Origin of the sequence: Pseudomonas citri, from assembly GCF_025336485.1 — a bacterium.
In the GTDB taxonomy this organism is placed as follows: Bacteria; Pseudomonadota; Gammaproteobacteria; order Pseudomonadales; family Pseudomonadaceae; genus Aquipseudomonas; species Aquipseudomonas citri.
Genome location: NZ_JAODAB010000001.1, coordinates 106,158 through 129,413 on the forward strand (window position 1 = coordinate 106,158; position 23,256 = coordinate 129,413).

The window sequence follows — 23,256 nt, forward strand, 5'->3', positions numbered from 1 at the left end:
AGAGCGGACTATGAAAATCATGATTTGCCCGCTCAACGGGCCACGCAACATCAGCGAATTCACCTACGGCGGCGAGTTCAAACCGATGCCCGATCCGGTCAATTGCAGCGACGCCGAATGGGCCGACTACGTGTTCAACAGCGCCAACCTCGCCGGTGTGGTGCGCGAATGGTGGATGCACACCCCGTCGAGCTATTGGTTCCTGGCGGAACGTCATACCGTGAGCGATGAAATCCTCCGCACCTTCGACCCCAAAGAACTCTTCACCGCCCGCGTCGACTTCAGCGCCGCCAAGGAGATCGCCGGATGAACCGCCTACCCGCCCCCATGGGCCTGCTGATCGACCGTGATCGGCCACTGGATTTCAGCTTCGACGGCCAGCGCTATCAAGGCCTGCAGGGCGACAGTATTGCCAGCGCTTTGTTGGCCAACGGTCGCTTCCTGATTTCCCGCTCGTTCAAATACCACCGCCCGCGTGGCCCGCTGACCATGGCCGGCCAGGACGCCAACAGCCTGGTGCAACTGCCTCGCGAGCCCAACGTGCTGGCTGACGCTCATGCGCTGTCCGCCGGTTTGCAGGTGACGGCGCAGAACGTCAACGGCTCGCTGGACCACGATCGCGATGCCTACCTGGGCAAGTTCTCGAAATTCATGCCGGTGGGCTTCTACTACCGCTCGTTCTACAAGCCCAAGGGCATGTGGAAACTCTGGGAACCGATTATCCGCAAGAAGGCCGGCCTCGGTGTGCTCGACCTGACTTTCCAGCCCGAGTATTACGACAAGGCCTACCTGTTCACTGACGTCGCGGTGATCGGCGCCGGACCGGCGGGCCTGCAAGCGGCCCTGACGGCGGCGAATGCCGGGGCCCAGGTGTTGCTGATCGAGCAACAACCGATTCTCGGCGGTTCGCTCACCTATGCCCGCTTCGACATCGAAGGCACCCGAGCCGAAACCCTGCGCCGCGAACTGTTGGCGGCGGTGGAGCAGCACGCCAATATCCGGGTCCTCACCGAAGCCACCTGCAACGCCTGGTTCACCGACAACTACCTGCCGGTGATCCAGGGCAAGCGCCTGTACAAGGTCCGCGCCAACCAATGCCTGGTGTGCAGCGGCGCCTTCGATCAACCGGTGGTGTTCCGCAACAACGACTTGCCCGGCGTGATGCTGACCAGCGCCGCGCAACGCCTGATGAAACTCTATGCGGTCAAACCCGGCAAGCGCGCCGTGGTGCTGACGGGCAACGACGACGGTTACCTCGCCGCGCTCGATTTGCATGACCAGGGCGTGGAAGTCGCCGCCGTGGTGGATCTGCGTCACGGCCCCAGCGATGAAACCCTGTTGCAGGCACTGTCCCGACGCAACATTCCCTGTCAGCGCGACAGCACCGTGTATGAAGCACTGCATGAAAAAGGCCTGCGCCATGTCAACGGCGTCGATGTACGCAAGATCACCGCCCAGGGCCAGGTTGCCGAAAACGGACAACGCATCGACTGCGACCTGTTGTGCATGTCCGCCGGCTACATGCCGGTCTATCAGTTGTTGTGCCAGGCCGGTGGCAAACTGGCCTACGACGATCAGCGTGCCGAATTCACCCTCAGTGGCTTGCCGCACAACCTCGCGGTGGCCGGCTCGGTCAATGGTCGTCACCGTCTGGACAACGTGCTCGCCGATGGCGTGAATGCCGGGACGGATGCAGCGCTCGCGCTGGGCCTGGTGGTTGGTGCACAGCGCCCGTCATACAGCGGCGAGGTTCAAGTCAACTTCAACTGGCCGATCTTTCCCCATCCCAAGGGCAAGGATTTCGTCGATTTCGACGAGGACCTGCAAGTCGCTGACATCGTCAACGCCACCAGGATCGGCTACCGCGACGTTCAACTGGTCAAGCGCTATTCCACCGTCGGCATGGGCCCGTCCCAGGGCCGTCATTCGGCGCTGCCAACCGCCCGGTTGGTGGCCTGGGCCACCCAGCGCAATATCAGCGAAACCGGCGTCACCACGGCCCGGCCGCCGTTCGTGGCCGAGAAGCTCGCCCATGTGGCCGGCAGGGCTTTCGACCCGTACCGGCAAACGCCGATGCATGCCCGGCATGTCCAGGCGGGGGCCAAGATGATGCCCGCCGGCATCTGGCAACGCCCGGCCTACTACGGCAGCGCCCAGGATCGCGAGGCCTGCATGCAAGCCGAAGCCCTGCATGTGCGCAACAAGGTCGGCATCATCGACGTCTCGACCCTGGGCGGTCTGGATGTACGCGGCCCGGACGCCGCCGAACTGCTCAACCGGATGTACACCTTTGCCTTTCTCAAGCAACCGGTCGGCCGCTCCCGCTATGCCTTGATGACCAACGAGCACGGGGTGGTGATCGACGACGGCGTGTGCGCGCGTTTCGCCGAGAATCACTTCTACGTCACCGCCACCACCAGCGGTGTCGACCGCATCTACCAGCAGATGCTCAAGTGGAACGCACAGTGGCGCCTCGACGTGGACGTCGCCAACGTCACCGCCGCCATTTGCGCGGTCAACGTTGCCGGGCCGGACTCGCGCAAAGTGCTGGAACAGCTCTGCACCGACCTGGACCTGAGCGCCGAAGCCTTCCCCTATCTGGCGGTGCGCCAGGGTACGGTCGCCGGCATCAAGGCGCGTCTGCTGCGGGTCGGTTTTGTCGGTGAGCTGGGCTATGAGATCCACGTGCCGGCGCGCCATGGGCTCAAGCTATGGGACGCCCTCATGGAAGCCGGCAAGGCCCACGACATCCGCCCGTTCGGCGTCGAAACCCAGCGCCTGTTGCGCCTGGAAAAAGGCCACGTGATCATCAGCCAGGACACCGACGGTATGACCCACCCGGCGGAAATCGACATGGGCTGGGCGGTCAGCCGCACCAAACCGTTCTTCGTCGGCCGGCGCTCGGTGGACATCCTCGAAGCCCAACCGCTGAAACGCAAACTGGTGGGTTTCACCTTGCCCAAGGGCAGCCCGCAACCCCTGGAAGGTCATCTGGTGCTCAACGGCCCGGACATCAGCGGCAACGTCACCTCCTGCGAATATTCCGCAAGCCTCGGCAAGATCATCGGTCTGGCCTACGCCGCCAGCCACCAGAGCGCGGTGGGACAGCAGATCCCGATCCGCGTCGAGGGCGGGATCGTCGTCCAGGCCACGGTGGTGCAATTACCCTTCTTCGATCCTGAAAACCAACGGCAGGAGCTTTAAGTCATGTCCAGTCTCAATGCACAAGAGATGATCAGGCCGTGCCCGATTACCCACCCGCAAGCCTGCACGCTGGAGGACCTGACCGACCTGCCCCGGGTGGGTTTTCGTGGAGCGCAAGCGGCCGATTACCTGGAGGCTCGCGGCTTTGTCCTGCCGCAGTCCCCCAATCGGTCGGTCCTCCAGGCTGACGGTAGCCAGGTGGCCCGTCTGTCACAGACCGAATACCTGCTGCTGGGCAGCGTCGAGGATCAAGGCGAGCGGATCGCCGATGAAGAAGCACGCTGGGAACTCGACCACCGCGCCAACTACCTGTTGCCACGCCAGGACAGCCATGCCTGCTTCCTGCTGAGCGGCGCCCCCATTGCCCAGGTCATGGCCAAGCTGTGCGGCGTCGACCTGAGCCGGCAGGCCTTCGACCCGGGTGCGGTGGCGCAGACTTCGGCGGCGCGGATCAACGTGATCGTCATCCATTGCGGAACCGACGACAGCCCGGCGTTCCAGATCCTCTGTGACCGGGCGTCACGGGCATACTTCCACGAGGCGATGCTCGATGCGCTGGAGGAGTTTTCAGCGTAGTAATAGACCTATGCCGTGGTTGTCGGGGTAAATCAAACCAAGGCATTGAAAATGGAGGGCAGCACCCCTGCGCTTTTGACACGTAGACGAAAAAAAGCCACTCATCTCTGAGTGGCCTTTTTTGAATCTTGGAGCGGGAAACGAGACTCGTATCTGGCGTCCGACCCATTGAAATTTAAGGGATTTCTTTTCTTACCCAAGCAGGAAAAGACTTGATTCTGGACTTGTTTTTGAAGTGTATCAAGATCCAAGCCTGGCATGACCCATGCACTAGGTCTTGAAAGAAATATCCCAAGCGTAAGCGCTTAGCTAACATGCTGCTCACTGTAAGATAGTCCAGTGCCCCCCGCAGCCAGATAAGGGAGGCTCGGCTCATTTAACCAATGAAAGCAGCTGGCCTATGCGCTTTGAGGCCTGCTTCATGCTCTTAACGAGGGACGGAATGTCACAATCCTCCTTTCGATATTGAGGTATCGTCGCAGAGATTGAGCCCGCCACCTGCCCATCGATAAAGAACGGAACGCCGATACCAAAAGCACCTAGAACCCTTTCACCATCCCCCACTGACCACCCTCGCTCTCTGATGGACTGAAGATCAGCCCGGAGCTTGGAGTGCGAAGTGATGGTTGCCTCGGTGAGCTTCTCCAGGTTCAAACCATCAGCAAAATCTGCCGGCAAATGGGCTAGCACGGCCTTGCCGGCGCCGCCCGCATACAGCGGAACATCCGTCCTGGTTTCCAGCTTGTACTGAATAGGCCGCCAACCTTGAATAACCTCAAGGAACTGAGCTTTAGAAGTAGTCCCGTCGAATGATAGGTACGCAATTGTCTCTCCTGTTTCCTTCACGAGAGAGTCGAGAATTGCCTTACATAGTTTCACCGGAGAGTAGGTTTTATTGCTGAGCAGCGCCGCCCATTGATAGAGACGGACACCTGGATAGACCACCTGTCCATCGATGCGGATCAAGCGTTCCAGAGTGGCAGATTCGATGATCTTTTTGGCAGTCGCCGCATTGCATTGCAACTGAGCGGCCATGCCCAGTCTGCACGTATAGCCATTTGGCTCAGCACATACCACCTGCAGCAGCCTCTCAAGCCGGGCAACGATAGAACTATCACCATCACTAACCACCTCACGACCGAAGCTATCCGACAGTTCAACTGCCTGTGCTAACCGGTCGGCAATCTTATTGAGGGTCGTCCGGGCGGAGTTCCGCACCTTCGTATCGATGCCCCCAAGATCGTGAAGCGACACCAAAACCAGTAGCCCCGGAGCTAACTTCCTAACCACCGTCGAAACAGCTGAGGGAAACTCGGACTCCGAAATGCCTTGCGGCGGTTCAATCGACGTTTGGTGGGGCGAGATTTCATTCGGCGAGGGATGCGTTTTAAGGTATTCACTGAACGCTCTACCGATATCTCCGAACTCCAAAGGGAAGGGATTTCCGCTCTTCGGCCTGAAGAACAAGGTGGCCGGCGACTCGCTACAGTGCAGGACGTAGTAGCCGTTCAAATGTGGCGCATACACCGACAGCAAGGCTGCTTGCTTGGCACCCTCCGCCAACACATCTAGGAGATATCGAGCCGTATCCAGCAGAGTACTGCGATGATTCAAGGCGTGCATCAACACCCTGAAGCGCGGCCCCAATCGGTACTTTCCAATGCCATCCTCAACCGCAAAATCTCGGTCAACTAAGGTCACCAGGATACGGTTGATGGTGCTCCGGCTCTCCCCCAAATCATTAGCCAGCTCTCTGACGCCCCAAGCTTCACCATCTGCTCGTCTGACCAAAGCATCCAACACCTCAATCAATCGACCGTGGCTGGATGTGGCTGCGTGGGCTTCGGAAACCGCAATTTTAATGGTCGCGTTGGGCATTTAATTGGCTTGCTAAGCATCGGAAGGGCTCATTTTGTGCCGGTTTTGAGCTGCAGGGCAATCGCCACCTGTTGACAACCGAACTGAGCACGAGGATTCTAAAAAAACAAAAACAGGACGCTGTCCCATTTTTTAATAATGGGCGTGATCCAAAAAATGGAGAGCCCCATGAATAACAACAATTCTTTGACCGAGTCCGTGGCCATGCCTGAGCCTGGAATAGAACGCCAGACGAAAGCCAAGAAGGCTACTGCGGCAGCCGTCTTTGGTACATTCGTTGAATATTACGACTTCAGCATTTACGGATATCTTGCTGCCACCCTTGCCCTGGTCTTCTTCCCGTCGGACGACCCGGCCACTGGGCTGCTTAACACCTTCCTGGTCTTCGGCTCAGCGTTCCTTGTTCGACCGATTGGCGCAGTAGCGTTCGGCTGGCTTGGGGACAAGGTAGGACGCCGCGCAAGCCTAATCGCAAGTATCACGCTTATGGGGGCCGCTGCGACACTCATCGGTCTTCTGCCTGGCTATGCGCAAATCGGCGTCTGGGCCCCCATCCTTCTCGTCGCACTTCGCATGGTGCAAGGCTTCTCTGCCGGCGGTGAAATTGGCGGCGCGGCCAGCTACATTCGCGAGTGGGCTCCCGCCAATCGTCGCTCGCTGTACATCTCCTTCCTACCGTCAATTGCCCAGTTCGGTAAAGGGCTCGCCGCAGCCGTCGCCGGTCTTGCAGCTGCATGGCTGACCGACCCACAGATGGCTGTTTGGGGTTGGCGTGTTCCGTTCCTTCTCGCCCTGCCACTGGGCATCATCGGTCTGTGGATGCGCCTGGGAATCGAAGACAGCCCGGAATACGAATCGAAAAAAACTGAAGGGAACAAGGAACATAGCGCACCTTTCACTGAGCTCGTGCGCGACTATATGAGTCCGCTCATTAAGGTCATGATGATTTCCCTGGTGCAGAACATCGGCACCTACATCGGCACCGTCTTCATCGCCGCCTACTTCAGCTCGATCCTCGGCTACTCGAAGGGCCAGGCCTCCACCATCGTTCTGGTGGCAGTCAGCTTCGCAGCCATGATGATCCCATTAGCAGGTCATCTTGGCTCGATCATCGGCAGCAAAGCCGTGCTGCGCCTGGCCTATCTCGGCTATGCCGTTCTCTCTGTCCCATCGTTTCTGCTGATGCAGCAAGGTCAGGTCAGCTTGGCCATGGCCGGGCTGGCCCTGGGAATGATCCCGTACGCGCTGTGTCTAGCTGGCACCTACTCGGTCATGCCTGAGTTCTTCCCTACCCACGTTCGCCACACCGGCGTCGCGTTTGGCCACAGCGTTGGTGCCGTGATCGGCGGCGGCATTGGGCCTTTCATGGCGACCTGGCTGATCGGAGCAACCGGTAACCAAACGGCACCCGCTTTCATCCTGAGCGGTGCCGGAGTTCTCGGCCTGATCGTGTTGTGGACTGTCCGCAACCAAGGTGCCGATGACGACAAAAAACATCAATTCGCCTGAGTACAACAGCATGCCTCTCATTTACGTCACCAGCCCCATTCACGAAACAATCCTTTCCCGACTTTCGGATATCGGAGAGGTGCGTCTCGGCTACGGCCTTAATGCCGTTACGTATGAAGAAATCCGTAATCAGGTTGATGCCGTGTTGTTACGTGGCGGCCACATCAACGCTGAAATGATCGCGGCCTCGCCAAAGCTGCGAATTGTTGCTCGTCATGGCGCCGGCTATGACAACGTCGACTACAAAGCCGCCGCCGACCACGGCGTCTGGGTTACGAACACTCCGGGTGCAAACCAGCGCAGCGTGATCGAGCATGTCTTCGCGTTGCTCTTGTCGCTGTGCCGCAAACTACCGCTGGCATCCGAACAAACCCGCAACCGAGTCTGGGCAGAAGACCGCCTTTCGCTGACCGGCATCGAGCTCGAGGGACGTACTTTGGGCCTGGTCGGGTTCGGGAACATCGGCTCCAGCGTTGCACCGGTTGCTGAAGCTTTCGGCATGAAAGTGATCTTTACCGATCCGGCCATCGACCCGAGCTCGGATACCCGCTGGGTAGACTTTGACGCCCTACTGTCCACAGCTGATGTCGTCAGTCTGCATGTCCCTCTACTGGAAACCACCCGTAGCCTGATCAGCGTACCTGAGTTCGCCAAAATGAAAGACGGCGCGATGCTGATCAATACTAGCCGGGGCGGGGTTGTGGACGAACAAGCACTGGTCGATGCACTTAAGAGTGGAAAGCTGGCCGGTGCAGGCGCTGACGTTCTCGCCGCTGAGAATATTGACATGATCAAACCATTCGACCATGCCACTCCAGACATCGCAAACACGCCCAATCTGATCGTCACCCCTCACGTCGCCGGCCAGACCGAAGAGTCCCTGATGCGTGTAGGCATGAGCGCACTGGAAGCCATTGTCGCCGTGCTAAAGGGTGAAGATCCTGCCCACCCCGTCAACCAACCTGTGCCGAAGTCGTTCAGCTAAGCCTATCTACGAAACTGGAGGTATCCAATGTTCATCAATGTGTCCGATGAGTCGATCAGTGTTAACGCCAGCTGGGAGCGAGCCGACCTAACTTTGATCGAAGAGGTCTCGCACTATTCAGTGGCACTTATCGGTGACGTACTCCACCGCATGGGCATGATGGCTTCGGCTATTCGCCACACCGCAGGCAAGCCTGCGTTCTTCGGCACCATTCTGCCGCTGAACACTCGTGAAGGTGACAACCTCGCGATTCACCGTGCGCTGGACGAAGCGCAGCCGGGCGATGTGCTGGTCATTAACGGCAACAGTGAAGTGAACCGCTCTGTGTTCGGTGACCTGCTCGGTGAGATCTGCCTGGCCAAGCAAGTTGCAGCGGTCGTCATTGATGGCGCGGTACGTGACATTAAGGAGCTCGACAGCATGGGGCTGCCAATCTACGCCCGTGCAGTGAGTCCAGCGGGCCCCTCGAAGTGGGGCCCAGGCCAGGTCGGCCTTCCAGTCGCATGCGGCAACGTCGTTTGCTATCCCGGCGATGCGATCATCGGTGACCGTGACGGCATTATTGTCATCGCGCGTAGCCTGCTGCCAACACTCGCAGAGAAGCTCGAACTCCAAGACGACTACGAGAACAGCTTCCGAGAGAAAGTGCGGGCGAACAGGCGCTAAACGAACATTGCCCATTTAGGCAGCGGCCTCTCTCGCCTTAGCGATTTTCTGCCAAGTGGTTGCTGCCTACCCCTCAGACGCTCCAACTATAAGAAGGATGAATCATGCCTAAACGGTATTTCGTGTATGAATTATTAAAGATTGAATTGAGCGGTTCTGCACTTGAGCAAGCTGCTGGAAGCCAGCGAGACCGCAGAAGCATCGACCAGGGAGGTGAAGATGGAGAATTGAGAAGGTTTTTATATCGACGACAGGCCGGATAGCAAGACGGCTGCCTGCACATCGAACTGTTTATAACAGTTCACTGACGGATCAAAAAATGTAAAATCCGCTCGCCAAAAAACCATTCTTTCTCAACGAGCTTTGCTGATGAAGTTGGCCAGCCACGAAAAATCGATGATTGCCTGGGTGCTGTATTTCAGCGTCCTATTCGGTTCGTTGCTGTGCGCGATGGGCCATGGACAAATGGCCGGCTTGCGATTGAGCGGTTTGGACAGCGGGCTGTTTTGCACTTCGAACAGCGGCGCGGCATACGAAAGCCTGCAGGATGCACCTGCCCCTCTACTACCCGTCGATGGCGATTGCGTCATTGCCAGCCTGTTCGGTGCGATCCTGCTGGCTGCGTTCTTTGGACTGCTCGCCGTGCTTGCGGGCGAGCCAGCCAAGCCCTTGCCCGCACAACCGGTGCGCTGCTTACCCAGGCAGCGCTGGCCCCTAATCAATCCTCGCGCATCCCCCACCCTGCTTCCCGCGCTTTGACATCATCACCACTTGCCGCTGCATGACGCACGGCCGGTGTGTGCTCATAGAATTAAGCCAGGAAGCTTTTCATGTTTCGCTTGACTACTTTAGCGCTGCTCGCAGGCAGCACCTGCGCGTGGGCGCAAGACACCACCCTGAACTTGCCCGTCAGCTACATCAACGCTTCGTCCGAACAGCCGAAACCGGCCACCACTGTTGACCTGGACACTCCCATCGAAAGCGGCTCGCGCCTGAACCTCAGTGCCCGGGAAAATCCCGCCTCTGTGAGCGTGGCCGATCGCAAGACCATGGAACGCATCGGGGCACGCAACTTTCAGGACGCTGCGAACGCCCTGCCCGGGGTGAACGCTTCCGCGCCGCCCGGCTGGGGTGGCTATGTGTCGTACCGTGGCTTCAACGGTGCCCAGATCAGCCAGTTGTTCAACGGCATCAGTCTGCAATACGGCGGCGCAGCACGTCCGGTCGGCGCCTGGATTTATGACCGGGTGGAATTGCTCGGCGGCCCCTCCTCGTTCCTCAACGGCAGCGGTGCCGTGGGTGGCAGCCTGAACGTGATCACCAAGCTTGCCAACCGTGAGGAAGATACCTTCGAAGGCCGGATGAGCTACGGTCGCTACGACACCTGGGAAACCGCGGTCGGCCTCAATAAAGCGCTCAACAGTGGCGATGGCCCACGCCACTATGCGCGCCTCGACTACAGCCGCACCAACAGCAACGGCTACATCGACCGCCAGGAGAACGGTGCGGGCAACCTGGCCTTCTCGCTGCTCAGCGACATCAACGATCAACTCTCCCATACGCTGGCGATCGAATATCTGGAAGAGAAAGAAGACAGTCCTTACTGGGGCACACCGGTACTGCAACCAATTACCGGCAGATTGCACATCGACAAGCGCAACCGCTTCAACAACTACAACGTCAAGGATGGCCGCTACGAGCAGCGCACTCGCTGGATACGCTCGATCACCGACTATCAACTGGACGACGACACCCAGTTGCGCAACACCTTCTACCATTACAGCGGCCAGCGCGATTACCGCAATCTGGAGGTTTACCGCTACAACAGCGATAACAGCGCCATCGCCCGCTCCGGAGGTTACCGCCAGAGGCACGACCAGGAAGTCAATGGCGACCGCGTCGAGCTGACTCACCAGGCTCAACTGTTCGGCCTGGCCAGCGATTGGGCTCTGGGCGTAGATTACAACACTAACCAGCAAACTAACTATCCATTGTCCAAAGGCGTCTTTGATACCATCGATCCAGATGGCTTCGAGCCGGGCCACTTCTTGGACATCCCGGGGATGGGGGCTTCGCGTAGTAAAGGTCGCAGTACTTGGACCGACACCTCGTCGGCTTTCGTCGAGAACCGTACGCACCTGACCGAACAACTGTCGTTGATTACTGCGCTGCGTTATGACCATATCGACTTCGAAGTCGTCGATCATACGGCGCAAGCTAAACTCGACAAGCGTTGGGATGCAATCACGGGTCGTCTGGGCCTGGTGTATGATCTGACCTCGAATGTTAGCCTTTATACCCAGTACAGCACGTCGGCCGAGCCGCCGGGAGGCACGCTTACCAGCGCTTCCATTTCCCAAGTGGGCGACTTCGACCTGAGCACCGGTCGCCAGATCGAGGTGGGAAGCAAGTTCGATTTTCTTGACGGTCGCGGTTCGGCCACTGCCGCCGCCTACCGCATCGTGCGCGAGAACATCTCCGTACCGTCCTCGACCGTGCCCAACACGACTGAGCAGGCAGGACAGCAAACCTCCACCGGCATTGAGCTGGGGGCGTCATTTAAGGTCACGCCCAAATTATTGGCGGCCGGAAACTTCAGTTGGGTCAGAGCCGAATACGACGAGTTCAATGAAACCATCGCCGGTGCTATATACTCGCGCAAAGGCAAGAATCCGGTGAACATTCCCGACCGTGTGGCCAATCTCTGGCTGACTTATGACGTGGCTCCTGACTGGCAACTCGGGGTCGACGCGCGCTACGTATCGTCGGTCTACGCCAACACCGCCAATACGACGTGGGTGCCTTCGTACACCGTCTATGGTTTGTCCATGACCCACGACCTGGACAAACACGTGCAGCTCAGCGCGCGTCTACGTAACCTGACCGACGAGGTCTACGCCCGTTTCATCCACCAGAGCAACACCCAATATTACCTGGGGGAGCCGCGCAGCCTGGAGGTCGCTATGCAGTGGCGCTACTGATGAGAAAGAAACCGTAGCATTTTGCCCAGACCCGCAGGGCTATCATCCAAGCGCGCCTTTTCATGATTCAAGCAGCTGGTCGTTCCCATTCTATAAGCTCGAAAACATCGCTTGTAGAACGTGGTTCGCCAGACTGCTTTTTTTGGCGATTTTCTTCAGCCTCCTACTGTTGCGGCCAGCTGCTTGCGAATGTCCATTCGGTCAAAGTGAGCGCGCTTTTCAATGATTTTTCCATCGGTAACGGTCAGGAGCATCATCAACGAAAATCGTACTCGAGCCCCTTTCGGCTCAATCCCTTCAAATATTCCGGATTGCCGGCCATCGAATATCATGTAAGCCGCGACCTGATCGCCCTCGGCGAGCAGTGATTCGATCTTAAAAATGAATCCTTCGAAGGCATCGAAGTTTTTTTTCTCCGACTGGATGAATCCTGCTGTGCCAAGAATGGGCGTGTCTACTTGAGTATAAAAAACAAAATTCTCATGGCAGCAACTCGCCGCCGCCGCGTAATCCTCATGCTGAATAGCAGCATAAAATTTTCGCACCAGTTCTTTGTTTGCTTCGACCGACATTAACTTTCTCCTTGCTGAATGGTCGTTTGGGCTCGCTGAATCAGAGACTACAAGTCTCGCCGTCTTCGGGGATGAGCAGGCGATCAGTCATGCCCTTTTCCACGGAGAACTCACAAAGTTCTTTACGCGTCAGCACCGCATGGTTTACAGACTCCATATGTGTAGCGATAAGCGTCGCCTGAGGCGCTGCCTGAAAAACTTCGTAGACGTCCTGCTTACCCATGATGATGGAACCGAGCCCGATCACTTGAGCATCTCCGGCATTTAGAATGACGACTTCGGGCTGAAACTGCTGCAGGGCGTCCTGGACGTATTGATTCCAGATCGTGTCGCCAGCGAGATACAGAGTCTTCTCGTCTGGATGACTGAACATTACCCCGCACACCTCGCCAAGAATTTCCCCCATAGCTGCCATTGCACCATCAGTGCCATGTTGGCCGAGAGTCTGCGCCAGCGACACACCATTAAATAGCGCTCCTTTGATCAGTCGAACGTCGCCGAAACCCTGAGATAGGATCAACTCACGGTCCTCATCATTCTGAACAAAAATCGGCAGTTGCTTGGGAACCAGGGCTTTAGCGGCTTCGTCCCAATGATCGGGGTGGGTATGGGTCACGATGACGGCGTTAACGTTCAAGATGTCTTCCATGGACACCGGCAATGCCACCGTAGGGTTGAACAAATGGCTATTAGCCGTCCCCTCAAACCCCGGATATGCCCCCTTCTTTGCAAGCAAAGGGTCGATCAGAAACCGAGTCCCTGCGTATTCAATAATCAACGTTGCGTTACGTATCTGTGTGACCTTCACGATATTCTCCTTAACTCAGGCTATGATTTGGACCGAACAGTCCAAAACGTATAAAATTTTTGCGACGGTTAGAAATCCAAATTCGACAGCAGCAGGTGCAGCGCACTTTCTAAATCTTGTTTGGTGTATCCAGCACGTGCCATGACCTGTAGTCCAGGAAATGCCAAAACCAAGAGGCGAGCCAATTCTCGGGCAAGCCGCTTACTACCCAATGACCCATCTTGTTGCCCTCGTTCAATAGCCCTCTCCAACGCCTCCTCAATGAGATGAAAGTCCTCCATGACCCTCTGACGGACATCAAGATCATGTGCCGCCATCTCCACAGCTTGATTGATGCTCATGCAACCATGGGATTCGCCCGGGTCACCGATGTCAGCAAAGAGAGAACGGAAGAACGCCTCGATAGACTGACGTGCAGGGCCGTCCTGTAAGGCTCTATGCATGTCCTTAGTTCGATCACGACGATAGGCGTCGAACGCCATGATGAACAACTCGCGCTTGCCGCCAAATGTTGCGTACAAGCTGCTTTTGCTCAACCCCGTGGCGCCGAGAAGGTCAGTTATCGAAGTAGCCTCATAACCTTTGCGCCAAAACACGACCATAGCCTTGTGTAACGCTTCTTGCGTATTGAATGCCTGCGGTCTGGACATGGTCGATTCGAGCGCTCCGTTGCGAAAGCAGATTGGACTGTTTGGAGGCGTACTCTAGCCATTTAGGACCGATCGGTCCATAAAAATATCAGACCATTGGTCAGTAAGGGCAAACTCACCATAAGGAACGCTCAGGTCACGTGGCGTGCTTCAACATTTTTATCAGTTGCGCGTGCAGTGACCGGTCCCCGCAAGCGATGATCGTTCCACCCTGCTGGGCTGAGCGGCCATCCCAAGTGGTAATCACGCCACCTGCGCCTTCAACAATTGGAATCAGCGCTTGGATATCGTATGGCTGCAGACTGGCCTCGATCACCACATCAACGAATCCTGATGCGAGCATGCAGTACGCATAACAATCTCCGCCAAAACGAACCAACTTCGCCTGATCCGCTACCGCTTGAAAAGCGTCTCGACGAACTGCAGTGTCGAACAATTGCAGTGTCGTACACATCAAGGTGGCCGAGGAAATATCTGGGCATTGACGTGTCTTTAACTTGTTTCCATTGAGCCAAGCGCCTTCAGGCGTGCCAATGTACCGCTCGCCAGTAAATGGTTGATTCATCACTCCGAGAATGGGGCGCTGACCATCGTTTAGGGCTATAAGCGTGCCCCACAGGGGCAACCCGATGATAAACGATCGAGTCCCATCGATAGGATCAAGTACCCAAGTCAGTTCACTGCTACCCAGCAGCGAGCCTTCCTCCTCACCTAAAATTCCATGTGTGGGGTATTGATCCTGAATCAGTTCACGCATTGCCTGCTCGGCTTTACGATCAGCCAAGGTTACCGGATCGTAGACGCTACCCTCTTTGTGCTTTACATCCAACGTGCTTCGAAAGTACGGCTCAATAACCTCAGCGGAGACATCAGCTAAACGCTCAGCGAAATGCTGATACTCATTAATCAAACGCATGTCCAACAGATCAGCCCTCCTTCATGGGAGCAGGTGCCGACTGACCACTGTCTTTAAGAGCCTTGGTCACTTCCGGCGGCATGTATTTTTCGTCGTGCTTGGCCAGCACTTCATCGGCCACCACCACGCCATCGGCGTTGAGCTTGCCCAGGGCGACGATGCCCTGCCCTTCACGAAACAGGTCCGGGAGGATGCCGCGATAAGTGATGGTCACGGTCTTGTTGAAGTCGGTGACGTTGAACTTCACGTCCAGCGAATCCCCGGAACGTACCAGCGAGCCCTTCTCCACCATGCCACCGGCGCGGATGCGGGTGTCCTTGGGCGCTTCGCCATTGGCGATCTGGGTCGGGGTGTAGAACAGGTTGATGTTCTGCTGCAGGGCGCTCAAGGCCAGGCCGACCGCGGCACCGACACCCACCAGGATCGCCAGGATGATGACAAGACGTTTTTTGCGCAGCGGATTCACTGACCGTTCTCCCGGCGCAGACGACGCGCCTCTTGTTGCAGATACCGCTTGCGGGCCAGGAGCGGCACCGCCACGTTGAGGCCCAGTACCGCCAGGCAGATGCCATAGGCGGACCAGACATACAGGCCATGATGGCCCATGGCGAGGAAATCGCCGAATGAAGCGAAACTCATCGAGCGGCCTCCAGGCTGTTCTGTACTTCGGCCTTCACCCAACTGGCCCGGGCTTCGCGCTTGAGCACTTCCAGGCGCATGCGCAGCAACAGCACCGCGCCGAAGAAGCAATAGAACCCCAGCACCGTCAGCAGGAGCGGCAGCCACATCTCCACCGGCATCGCCGGCTTCTCGGTGAGGGTGAACGTCGCGCCCTGATGCAGGGTGTTCCACCACTCCACCGAATACTTGATGATCGGGATGTTGATCACGCCAACGATCGCCAGCACCGCGCAGGCCTTGGCGGCACTCTCACGATTGCTGATGGCGTTGCCCAGCGCAATAAGACCGAAGTACAGGAACAGCAGGATCAGCATCGACGTCAGTCGGGCATCCCAGACCCACCACGACCCCCAGGTCGGTTTGCCCCAGATGGCTCCGGTGACCAGCGCCACGGCGGTCATCCAGGCGCCGACAGGCGCGGCGCATTGCAAGGCAACGTCGGCCAGCTTCATCTTCCAGACCAACCCGACCACGCCGCACACCGCCAGCATGACGTAGACCGACTGGGCCAGCATCGCAGTCGGTACATGGATGTAGATGATGCGGAAGCTGTTGCCCTGTTGATAATCCGGGGGCGCGAACGCCAGGCCCCAGACCACGCCGATCCCTATCAACAGCAGTGCGGCGATACTCAGCCAGGGCAGCAACTTGCCGCTGATGCCGTAGAACCACTTGGGTGAGCCGAGCTTATGAAACCAGGTCCAGTTCATTGCTGTTTCCATCACGGTTGTGGCTCAGGATTGCGACCGCTGAATCTGCCCATGGAACAGGCCTCGCTAGCTGCTCGTCCCTTTAACCAAGAGTTTTTTACATTCTGGACGCTTCAAAAACTGAACGGTCAGACCAAAAATCACCCCCCAAAAAGGGGCGGAAAATCCACAAAAAGAGACCCCAGAAGCAGTAACGAGAAAAGTGAAAAGTCCTGCGTCGAGCTCTTTCGACTCACTCAGGCTGCGCACCAACGCGTCGCTGATCGCGCCATACAACGCCAAGCCTGCAAGTGCTGCGATCAACGCTCGAGGAAACGCCGCGAACAAGGAAACCAGCGTGGCACCCGCTATACCAAACAGCAGATAGGTGGCACTCCCGGAAAGAGCAGCGACATAGCGCCGCCGCGGATCCTCATGGGCCTCGCGGCCGGTACAAAGGCTTGCTGTAACTGCCGCGAGGTTCAGACCATGGCAAGCAAAGGGCGCCAACAGCATCGCGCCGATAGCACTGACGCTGATAATGGGACTGGCAGGCGTGTTGAACCCTGCGTTGCGCAAAACCGCCATGCCTGGCATGAACTGGCCCGTCAGCGACACCACTACCAACGGCAACGCCAAATTCAAAATGACCGTTAAAGAAAACTGAGGAGCGATCCATTGAGGAGTGGCCAGGCCAAACACTAACTCTTCAGTTCGCAAGTGCCCGCCAAACATCGTGACGGCCCCACCGACCACCAAGACTGCCAACACGGCATAACGTGGCCAAACCCTGCGCATCAGGATGTACGCAATAAACATCGACAAGACCAAGGCTGGCTGCTCCGGTAGCACCCGAAAAACCTCGATGCCGAACGAAAAGAGAATACCGGCTTGCATGCCCGCCGCGATCGAGCCCGGCAAGCGAGCGATGATCCGATCGAAAGCACCGCTAACGCCAATTAGCAGAAGGATGACATTGGCGACTATAAACGCACCCACCGCTTGATTGACGGTCATTTGCGGAAGCGCCGTAACGAGCAGCGCCGAACCGGGGATGGACCAAGCAATCACGATCGGCACCCGATAATACAGGCTGAGCAAAGCCCCAATTACCGCACTGCCAATTGATATCGCCCATATCCAGGATGAAAGAACTTCCTGTGAAAGGGACGCACTCTGTGCGGCGTGAAAAACCAACACAAGCGGGCCTGCATAAGAAATCAACGTTGCAATTATCCCCGCCACCAGAGCTGATAGCGAAGAATCTCTGAGCACACTTTTCATGGCATTCGCATTATCAACGCAACAAGGAACAACGACTCACAAGAAAAGGGCCCATCGCGCAGGCCCCGTTCTGGTGAATTAATCATGCATCCTGGAGAGCCCGGGGGCGCAGACTACGTTGCTCTGCGGCTGGGGCAACGGCGCGTTGCAGTTGGAAGTCGAACTTAAGCTCAGCGTACCGTCCCGAGACACCTCGTGCGCCATCCTCCTTGAATTCCACCTCTCCAACCAATCCATCGCGGGTGGCGTAAGCAAAGTCATCCCAGAGGTACTTGTCTCCTGAAAGGTTGATCTGAGTAGTCAGGTGCCTGTGTCCTGGAGCCGAAATAAAGAAGTGCACATGCGCGGGTCGTTGGCCGTGACGACCGAGCCCATCCAGGCATTCCTGGGTAGGACCCTGCGGATCGCAACCATAGCCGGAGGGCACGATACTGCGCGCACGGTAGCGCCCCTGCGCATCGGTAATGATGCGACGACGCAAGTTGTACTCAGACTGGCTCTGATCGAAAAATGAATACGTGCCCTTGGTATTGGCGTGCCACAAATCTACCGTGGCGCCCGCCAGTGGATGACCCTGCGTATCAAACACTTGGCCTTCAAGAAACATCACGGTGGCTGACCCCTCCTCGTTGCCGTCGTCCATCCGGACTTCGCCTTCGCTTATTGGCGCACCGGCAACGTAAAGAGGGCCCTCGATCGTACGTGGCGTGCCGCCCGTCAACCCAACCTGCGCATCCTTGGCGTCTTGCAGCAAATCCAGGAAGTGCTCAATACCTAGGCCTGCAACCAGCAACCCGGCCTCACTGCGCCCGCCCAAACGGTTGATATAGTCCACCGCTTTCCAGAACTCATCCTCGCTGATTTCAAGGTCTTCGATTATCCGCGCGGTATCGTTCAACACTCGCAGCACGATGCTTTTAAGGCGTGCGCTGCCTGCAGCATTTTTCAACCCGGCTGCGTCCTCGAAGAACTTTTGAATCTCAGCAGTTTGCGAAATCTTCACGGTCATGGTGTTCACCTCATCTTGTTTTTTTAGAGTGATCGAATAACTGTTGGGGACTTTTCAACGGTCGTCCGCATGGATGGACGAAGGATGGCGACACAGTCCGTCGACCTCGATGCTCATGTATGGGAAGAGAGGCAACTGCATCAGGGTGTCATGCAGCGCCTCGACGCTAGGTACATCGAACACGCTGTAATTGGCGTAGTGGCCAGCTATGCGCCAAAGGTGGCGCCAAGTACCCTCGCGTTGCAGACGCTGGGCCAGTTCTTTTTCATCAGTTTTAAGCTGAGCGGCCTTGCTCGCATCCATATCGAGTGGAAGGTTCACGGTCATCTTGACGTGGAATAGCATGGTGCTCTCCTTATAGGGTTACGGGTTCAGGAACGGCGAAAATGAGCCAGGCGATCTTCATCCAATGCCAATCCCAGGCCTGGCGTGGATGGAACAAGAAGCTGGAAATCACGGTACTGTGGTCGCTCGACCACGATGTCTTCGGTCAACAACAGCGGACCAAACAACTCGGTGTCCCAGGTCAGGTGTTTAAGCGTGAGGAATGCATGAGCTGAAGCTAAGGTGCCGATGGCACCTTCCAGCATTGTTCCGCCGTACAGGGCGATGCCAGCGGCTTCGGCGATCTGTGCCGTACGCAGCACAGCGCGAGGGCCACCATTTTTTGCAATTTTCAGTGCGAAGACGCTGGCTGCACCATTCGCAGCTAGGCTGAAGGCGTCTTCGATGCTTTCAATGGACTCGTCGGCCATGATGGGTGCTGGGCTTCGCTGGTTCAGCCGAACCTGGCCTGATCGATTAACCCGCGATATGGGCTGCTCGATCAGGTCGATTCCGTTCTCGCCTAGCACTTGGCAGCCACGTATTGCCTGGGACTCATCCCAATATTGGTTGACGTCGACCCTCACACTGGCACGATCGCCAAGGGCCTTTTTGATCGCAACGACATGCTTGAGATCCTGCTCCAAAGGATTGGCGCCGATCTTCAATTTGAAGATGCGATGACGGCGCAGCTCCAACATCTGCTCCGCCTCGGCAATGTCCCGGGCGGTATCACCGCTGGCAAGCGTCCAGGCGACTTCCAGACTGTCGCGTACCCGACCGCCAAGCAGCTCGCTGACGGCCATTCCAACTCGTTTGCCCTGGGCATCGAGTAGCGCGCTTTCGATACCGGACTTGGCAAAGGTATTGCCCTTGGCAATCTTGTCGAGTTTTTGCATCGCGGCATTAATGTTGTCCGCTGCCATGCCTACCAGCGCGGGCGCCAAGTGAGCGTCAACGTTGGCCTTGATGCTCTCCGGGCTTTCATAGCCATAGGACAAACCGCCGATGGTGGTGGCTTCACCAATACCTTCGATGCCGTCACTGCATTGAAGCCGCAGAATGACCAAGGTTTGCTTTTGCATCGTGTGCATGGCGAGCTTGTGCGGACGAATAGTCGGCAGGTCGACGATGATCGCCGACAGGCTGTGGATCAGGACTTGGCTCATGACAATCTTCCGATACGTGAACTGAGAGACACCTGGTTCCGCTCAAGGAACAAGGCAAGATTGGTTACGGTTTGGCGGCCATCAAAATGCTCGAATCGGCCACGCTTCTTTTGCCGACCAGGGTGAACAGCGCCATGGCTATCGCCGCGATGGCGCCTGGAACCGCGAACGCAACGAAATTCAATGGCAGCGGCAGGCCAATGCCCAGCAGTGCTCCCCCCAGCAGCGGCCCCAGGATCGCGCCATTGCGACCGATACCCGATGCCCATCCAAGGCCAGTGGAGCGAATCGACATGCCGTAGAACTGGGCAGTGGCGGCGTACAAGAGAATTTGCGTACCGATGGTGGTCGCGCCGGCCACACTGATCAGCAGATACAACAATGCCGGCGAACTTTTGAATCCCAGAAGGCTGATGGACACGGCAGCGGCCAGGAAAAACATCACCGTGACTTTTCCAAGGTTGTAGCGGTCTCCCAGCCAGCCACCAAAGATCGCTCCGGCCATACCACCGAAATTCAGCGCCAACAGAAAGGTCAGGCTTGAGCCTAAGCTGTAACCGGCATTTGCCATCAGCTTGGGCAGCCAGGAGCTGAGCGCATACACCATGAGCAAGCAGCAGAAAAACGCGACCCACAAGCACAGGGTGCGGGACGCGCGCCCCTCACGAAACAACGCCAGCAGCATCACTCCGCGGCCCTTGCTGTCCGCCTGGCTCAACGTATCGCTATCGCTGGGAGCCGAGGCAGGATCTACTCTGCTCAGAATGCGCCGCGCCTGCCCTTCCTTCCCGGCCCGAACCAGGAAACCGATCGACTCGGGTAAAAACCCCAAGATCATGGGCAGCAGCAAAAGGGGCACGGCTGCGGCGAAGAACATGGATTGCCACCCGAAAAGCGGAAGCATGTAAATCCCCACGCTAGCGGCAAGCACGCCTCCCAGCGAATAACCACTGAACATGACCGCAACCAAAGTGTCGCGAAGACGTCTCGGGGCAAATTCGCTCATCAATGCGACTGCGTTAGGCATCAGTCCCCCGCAGCCCAATCCTGCAAGAAACCGGCAAATGCCAAACTCTGTCGGATTGCTGGCAAAACCATTGATAAGGGTTGCCGAAGAAAACAATGTGAAGCAGATCGCGATGCTTTTCTTTCTTCCGATCCTGTCAGCCAGCGACCCAAACGCAAGCGCTCCGAACATCATGCCGAACAGTGCATAACTGCCCAGTGCGCCGGCCTGGATCGGCGTGAGTTGCCACTCGCGCATAATGGCCGGCAGCACAACGCCGAAGATGAACAGGTCGTATCCGTCGAATATCAAGAGCAGCGCGCAAAGCGTTACCACTCCCCAATGGAATCGGCTGAAGCGTGCATTGTCGATGAACTGATTAACGTCGATTACTCGCATGGCGTAGTTACTCTTGTTTTTATTTTGGGAACCACAATCGGCGATGCAATCTGTCGCGCCTGATGCGACAGGTTGTCCTGGTCAGCCGAGGTCACCGCCACTGACTGGCAGGGTTACGCCGGTGATATAGGACGCGTCATCCGAGGCCAGGAACAGGATCGCGGCGACCTGTTCGTCGATCGTTCCGTAGCGCTTCATCAAACTGCTTTGAATCGTCTGGTCGACGATTTGCTGATACCAAGCCTTCTCTTCTTCGGTTGGCTGCGCGGTGTTGCGAGGGATACGTCGCGGTGGCGCCTCGGTGCCCCCGGTCGCGATCGCATTGACCCGGATACCACGTTCGGCATTCTCGAACGCCAAGCAGGCGGTCAGGGCGTTAACGCCACCTTTGGCTGCGCCATACGGAACACGGTTGACGCCCCGGGTCGCAATTGACGAGACGTTGACGATCGCACCATTTCCTTGTTCAAGCATGTAAGGCAATGCCGCATGACAGCACCAAAGGGTCGGGAACAACGAGCGACGCACTTCCGACTCGATTTGCGCGGCCTCGTAACGCTCGAACGGTTTGGTCCAGATAGTCCCGCCCACGTTGTTGATCAATATGTGCAGACTGCCGAAAGCCTCGACGGCGGCTGCCATCATCGACATGCATTCGGTGTGTATTTCCAGATCGGCGACGAGGGTCAATACGTCGTCTTGTTTGAGCTCATGCACCAGCTCCGATCGATCAACCGCAACAACCCGCGCGCCCTCGGCCCGCAGTTGCTCGCAAACGCGTCGACCGATGCCTTGAGCCGCGCCAGTCACCAGCGCGACCTTGTTTTCGAATCTGTTTTTCATGACAACCTCGGACGGAATGTTGGCGTAACGATTCAGGCCGCAGCAGGCGCGAACTTTTCGAAATAGAAATTGGCAGGGTTAATCCCTTGCTCGCGGATGTAATGGTTGACCGCTTCGACCATCGGTGGCGGGCCGCACAAATAAACGTCTACCTCGCCCCCGTTGAGATGACAGGGCTCGATGTGCTGAGTGACATAGCCCTTGAACGGATAAGTACTTAGCGGATTGGCCACACAGGCGCGAAAACTGAAGTTGGGGATGCGCGCGGCAAGCGCTTCCAACCGATCCAGCTCGACCAGATCGAAATCATTGGTGACGCCATAGATCAGGTGCACCTTATGTTCACTGCCCTGCTCCGCAATTTTTTCCAGCATGGCTGTGAATGGCGCCAGCCCGGTACCGCCGGCCAGCAGCAGCAGTGGTCGCTTGATTTCACGCAGGTAGAAACTGCCCAAGGGGCCGGCCAGGTTCATGCTGTCGCCGGCCTTGGCCAGGCCGGTCAGGAAACTGCTCATCAGGCCGCCCGGTACATTACGGATCAAGAAACTGACCTCACCGTCTTTCTGCAACGAGCTAAAGGAATAGGCGCGCGTCTGTTCGCTACCGGGTACTTGCAAGTTGACGTATTGGCCCGGCAGGAACGCCAGCTTGTTCAGGCAGTCGCCCTTGATCGATAGCGCGATGGTGCTTTCAGACAGCTGCCGCACATCGCTGATCGATGCGTGGAAACTCGCCTGTTCGGTCTTGCAGACTTGCGAACCTGCGGGCACCCGGACGACGCAATCGCTCTGAGCGCGCATTTGGCACGTCAGCACGTAACCTTGGGCGAGTTCGTCTTCGCTCAGGGCGTCTTCGATGAAGTTGTCACCCATGTCGTAACGCCCGGCCTCGGCGAAACATTTGCAGGTGCCGCAGGCGCCGTCACGGCAGTCCAGCGGGATGTTGATGCCTTGGCGATACGCCGCATCAGCGACGGTTTCGTGCCCCTGGGCCTCGATGAAGCGGGTGATCCCGTCTTCGAAATTCAATGCGATCTGGAAACTCATGTTGCACCTCACTCACAGCGTCGAGCCGACATTTGGATGCGTCGACAGCGCTCGCCGCAGC

General features: G+C 57.3%; 23 protein-coding genes. 8 read left to right on the plus strand and 15 right to left on the minus strand.

The features are described from left to right. Positions 1–10: 10 nt before the first annotated feature. From N4Q37_RS00510 to N4Q37_RS00520, 3 genes are read left to right on the plus strand one after another with little or no spacing between them, the layout of a single operon-like run. Entirely contained in the window at positions 11–310 is a 300-nt protein-coding gene (locus tag N4Q37_RS00510; protein WP_260954438.1) for a sarcosine oxidase subunit delta, read from the plus strand. After that, the gene (locus tag N4Q37_RS00515) at positions 307–3,204 is read left to right on the plus strand and encodes a 2Fe-2S iron-sulfur cluster-binding protein (RefSeq protein ID WP_260954439.1); all 2,898 of its coding nucleotides are present in this window, start codon (positions 307–309) and stop codon (positions 3,202–3,204) included. Before N4Q37_RS00510 ends, N4Q37_RS00515 begins: the two co-directional genes overlap by 4 nt. Positions 3,205–3,207: 3 nt before the next feature. Continuing rightward, positions 3,208–3,780, plus strand: a complete 573-nt coding sequence (locus N4Q37_RS00520) for a sarcosine oxidase subunit gamma (RefSeq protein WP_390897876.1) — start codon at positions 3,208–3,210, stop codon at positions 3,778–3,780. A 372-nt stretch (positions 3,781–4,152) separates the two neighbouring features. Here N4Q37_RS00520 and N4Q37_RS00525 read toward each other — a convergent pair whose 3' ends face one another. Continuing rightward, a complete protein-coding gene (locus N4Q37_RS00525; protein ID WP_260954440.1) occupies positions 4,153–5,658 on the minus strand; it encodes an IclR family transcriptional regulator domain-containing protein in 1,506 nt (501 codons plus the stop codon). Positions 5,659–5,826: 168 nt separating this feature from the next. Here N4Q37_RS00525 and N4Q37_RS00530 point away from each other — a divergent pair, with 168 nt between their 5' ends. The 5 genes from N4Q37_RS00530 (at position 5,827) to N4Q37_RS00550 (ending at position 11,799) form a co-directional block, all read left to right on the plus strand. Further along, the gene (locus tag N4Q37_RS00530) at positions 5,827–7,167 is read left to right on the plus strand and encodes an MFS transporter (protein ID WP_260954442.1); all 1,341 of its coding nucleotides are present in this window, start codon (positions 5,827–5,829) and stop codon (positions 7,165–7,167) included. Then, on the plus strand, positions 7,139–8,152 hold the full coding sequence (locus N4Q37_RS00535) for a hydroxyacid dehydrogenase (RefSeq protein WP_260954444.1): 1,014 nt from the start codon (positions 7,139–7,141) through the stop codon (positions 8,150–8,152). The genes N4Q37_RS00530 and N4Q37_RS00535 overlap by 29 nt, the downstream gene beginning before the upstream one ends. A gap of 27 nt (positions 8,153–8,179) precedes the next feature. Continuing rightward, positions 8,180–8,818, plus strand: coding sequence for an RraA family protein (locus N4Q37_RS00540; RefSeq protein ID WP_260954446.1), 639 nt, complete (start codon positions 8,180–8,182; stop codon positions 8,816–8,818). A 369-nt stretch (positions 8,819–9,187) separates the two neighbouring features. Next, positions 9,188–9,577, plus strand: a complete 390-nt coding sequence (locus N4Q37_RS00545; protein WP_260954447.1) for a DUF2946 family protein — start codon at positions 9,188–9,190, stop codon at positions 9,575–9,577. 71 nt (positions 9,578–9,648) lie between these two features. Next, on the plus strand, positions 9,649–11,799 hold the full coding sequence (locus tag N4Q37_RS00550; protein WP_260954448.1) for a TonB-dependent receptor: 2,151 nt from the start codon (positions 9,649–9,651) through the stop codon (positions 11,797–11,799). Between the two features lie 155 nt (positions 11,800–11,954). Here N4Q37_RS00550 and N4Q37_RS00555 read toward each other — a convergent pair whose 3' ends face one another. The 14 genes from N4Q37_RS00555 to benC form a co-directional block, all read right to left on the minus strand. Then, positions 11,955–12,371, minus strand: coding sequence for an ester cyclase (locus tag N4Q37_RS00555; RefSeq protein WP_260954449.1), 417 nt, complete (start codon positions 12,369–12,371; stop codon positions 11,955–11,957). A gap of 40 nt (positions 12,372–12,411) precedes the next feature. Further along, positions 12,412–13,179 (minus strand): MBL fold metallo-hydrolase, encoded by a 768-nt coding sequence (locus N4Q37_RS00560; protein WP_260954451.1) that lies wholly within the window; start codon positions 13,177–13,179, stop codon positions 12,412–12,414. Positions 13,180–13,247: 68 nt separating this feature from the next. Further along, the gene (locus N4Q37_RS00565) at positions 13,248–13,829 is read right to left on the minus strand and encodes a TetR/AcrR family transcriptional regulator (protein WP_260954452.1); all 582 of its coding nucleotides are present in this window, start codon (positions 13,827–13,829) and stop codon (positions 13,248–13,250) included. Positions 13,830–13,965: 136 nt separating this feature from the next. Beyond that, positions 13,966–14,745, minus strand: coding sequence for a histidinol-phosphatase (gene hisN / locus N4Q37_RS00570; RefSeq protein WP_260954925.1), 780 nt, complete (start codon positions 14,743–14,745; stop codon positions 13,966–13,968). Positions 14,746–14,755: 10 nt separating this feature from the next. After that, positions 14,756–15,211, minus strand: coding sequence for a cytochrome c maturation protein CcmE (gene ccmE / locus N4Q37_RS00575; protein WP_139647168.1), 456 nt, complete (start codon positions 15,209–15,211; stop codon positions 14,756–14,758). Continuing rightward, positions 15,208–15,384 (minus strand): heme exporter protein CcmD, encoded by a 177-nt coding sequence (gene ccmD / locus N4Q37_RS00580; RefSeq protein ID WP_260954453.1) that lies wholly within the window; start codon positions 15,382–15,384, stop codon positions 15,208–15,210. The genes ccmE and ccmD overlap by 4 nt, the downstream gene beginning before the upstream one ends. Next, on the minus strand, positions 15,381–16,136 hold the full coding sequence (locus tag N4Q37_RS00585; RefSeq protein WP_139647172.1) for a heme ABC transporter permease: 756 nt from the start codon (positions 16,134–16,136) through the stop codon (positions 15,381–15,383). The genes ccmD and N4Q37_RS00585 overlap by 4 nt, the downstream gene beginning before the upstream one ends. A gap of 66 nt (positions 16,137–16,202) precedes the next feature. Further along, entirely contained in the window at positions 16,203–17,399 is a 1,197-nt protein-coding gene (locus N4Q37_RS00590; RefSeq protein ID WP_260954454.1) for a benzoate/H(+) symporter BenE family transporter, read from the minus strand. Positions 17,400–17,481: 82 nt separating this feature from the next. Beyond that, positions 17,482–18,408 (minus strand): catechol 1,2-dioxygenase, encoded by a 927-nt coding sequence (catA, locus tag N4Q37_RS00595; RefSeq protein ID WP_260954455.1) that lies wholly within the window; start codon positions 18,406–18,408, stop codon positions 17,482–17,484. A gap of 54 nt (positions 18,409–18,462) precedes the next feature. Further along, positions 18,463–18,753 carry a muconolactone Delta-isomerase gene (gene catC / locus N4Q37_RS00600; protein ID WP_260954457.1) on the minus strand — a complete coding sequence of 97 codons (291 nt, stop codon included), beginning with the start codon at positions 18,751–18,753 and terminating at the stop codon, positions 18,463–18,465. A gap of 26 nt (positions 18,754–18,779) precedes the next feature. Then, on the minus strand, positions 18,780–19,901 hold the full coding sequence (locus N4Q37_RS00605; protein ID WP_260954458.1) for a muconate cycloisomerase family protein: 1,122 nt from the start codon (positions 19,899–19,901) through the stop codon (positions 18,780–18,782). A 64-nt stretch (positions 19,902–19,965) separates the two neighbouring features. Beyond that, positions 19,966–21,306 (minus strand): MFS transporter, encoded by a 1,341-nt coding sequence (locus N4Q37_RS00610; protein WP_390897877.1) that lies wholly within the window; start codon positions 21,304–21,306, stop codon positions 19,966–19,968. A gap of 81 nt (positions 21,307–21,387) precedes the next feature. Next, positions 21,388–22,149, minus strand: a complete 762-nt coding sequence (locus N4Q37_RS00615; RefSeq protein WP_260954459.1) for a 1,6-dihydroxycyclohexa-2,4-diene-1-carboxylate dehydrogenase — start codon at positions 22,147–22,149, stop codon at positions 21,388–21,390. Positions 22,150–22,181: 32 nt separating this feature from the next. Beyond that, positions 22,182–23,195 (minus strand): benzoate 1,2-dioxygenase electron transfer component BenC, encoded by a 1,014-nt coding sequence (gene benC, locus N4Q37_RS00620; RefSeq protein ID WP_260954460.1) that lies wholly within the window; start codon positions 23,193–23,195, stop codon positions 22,182–22,184. Positions 23,196–23,256 lie beyond the last annotated feature (61 nt).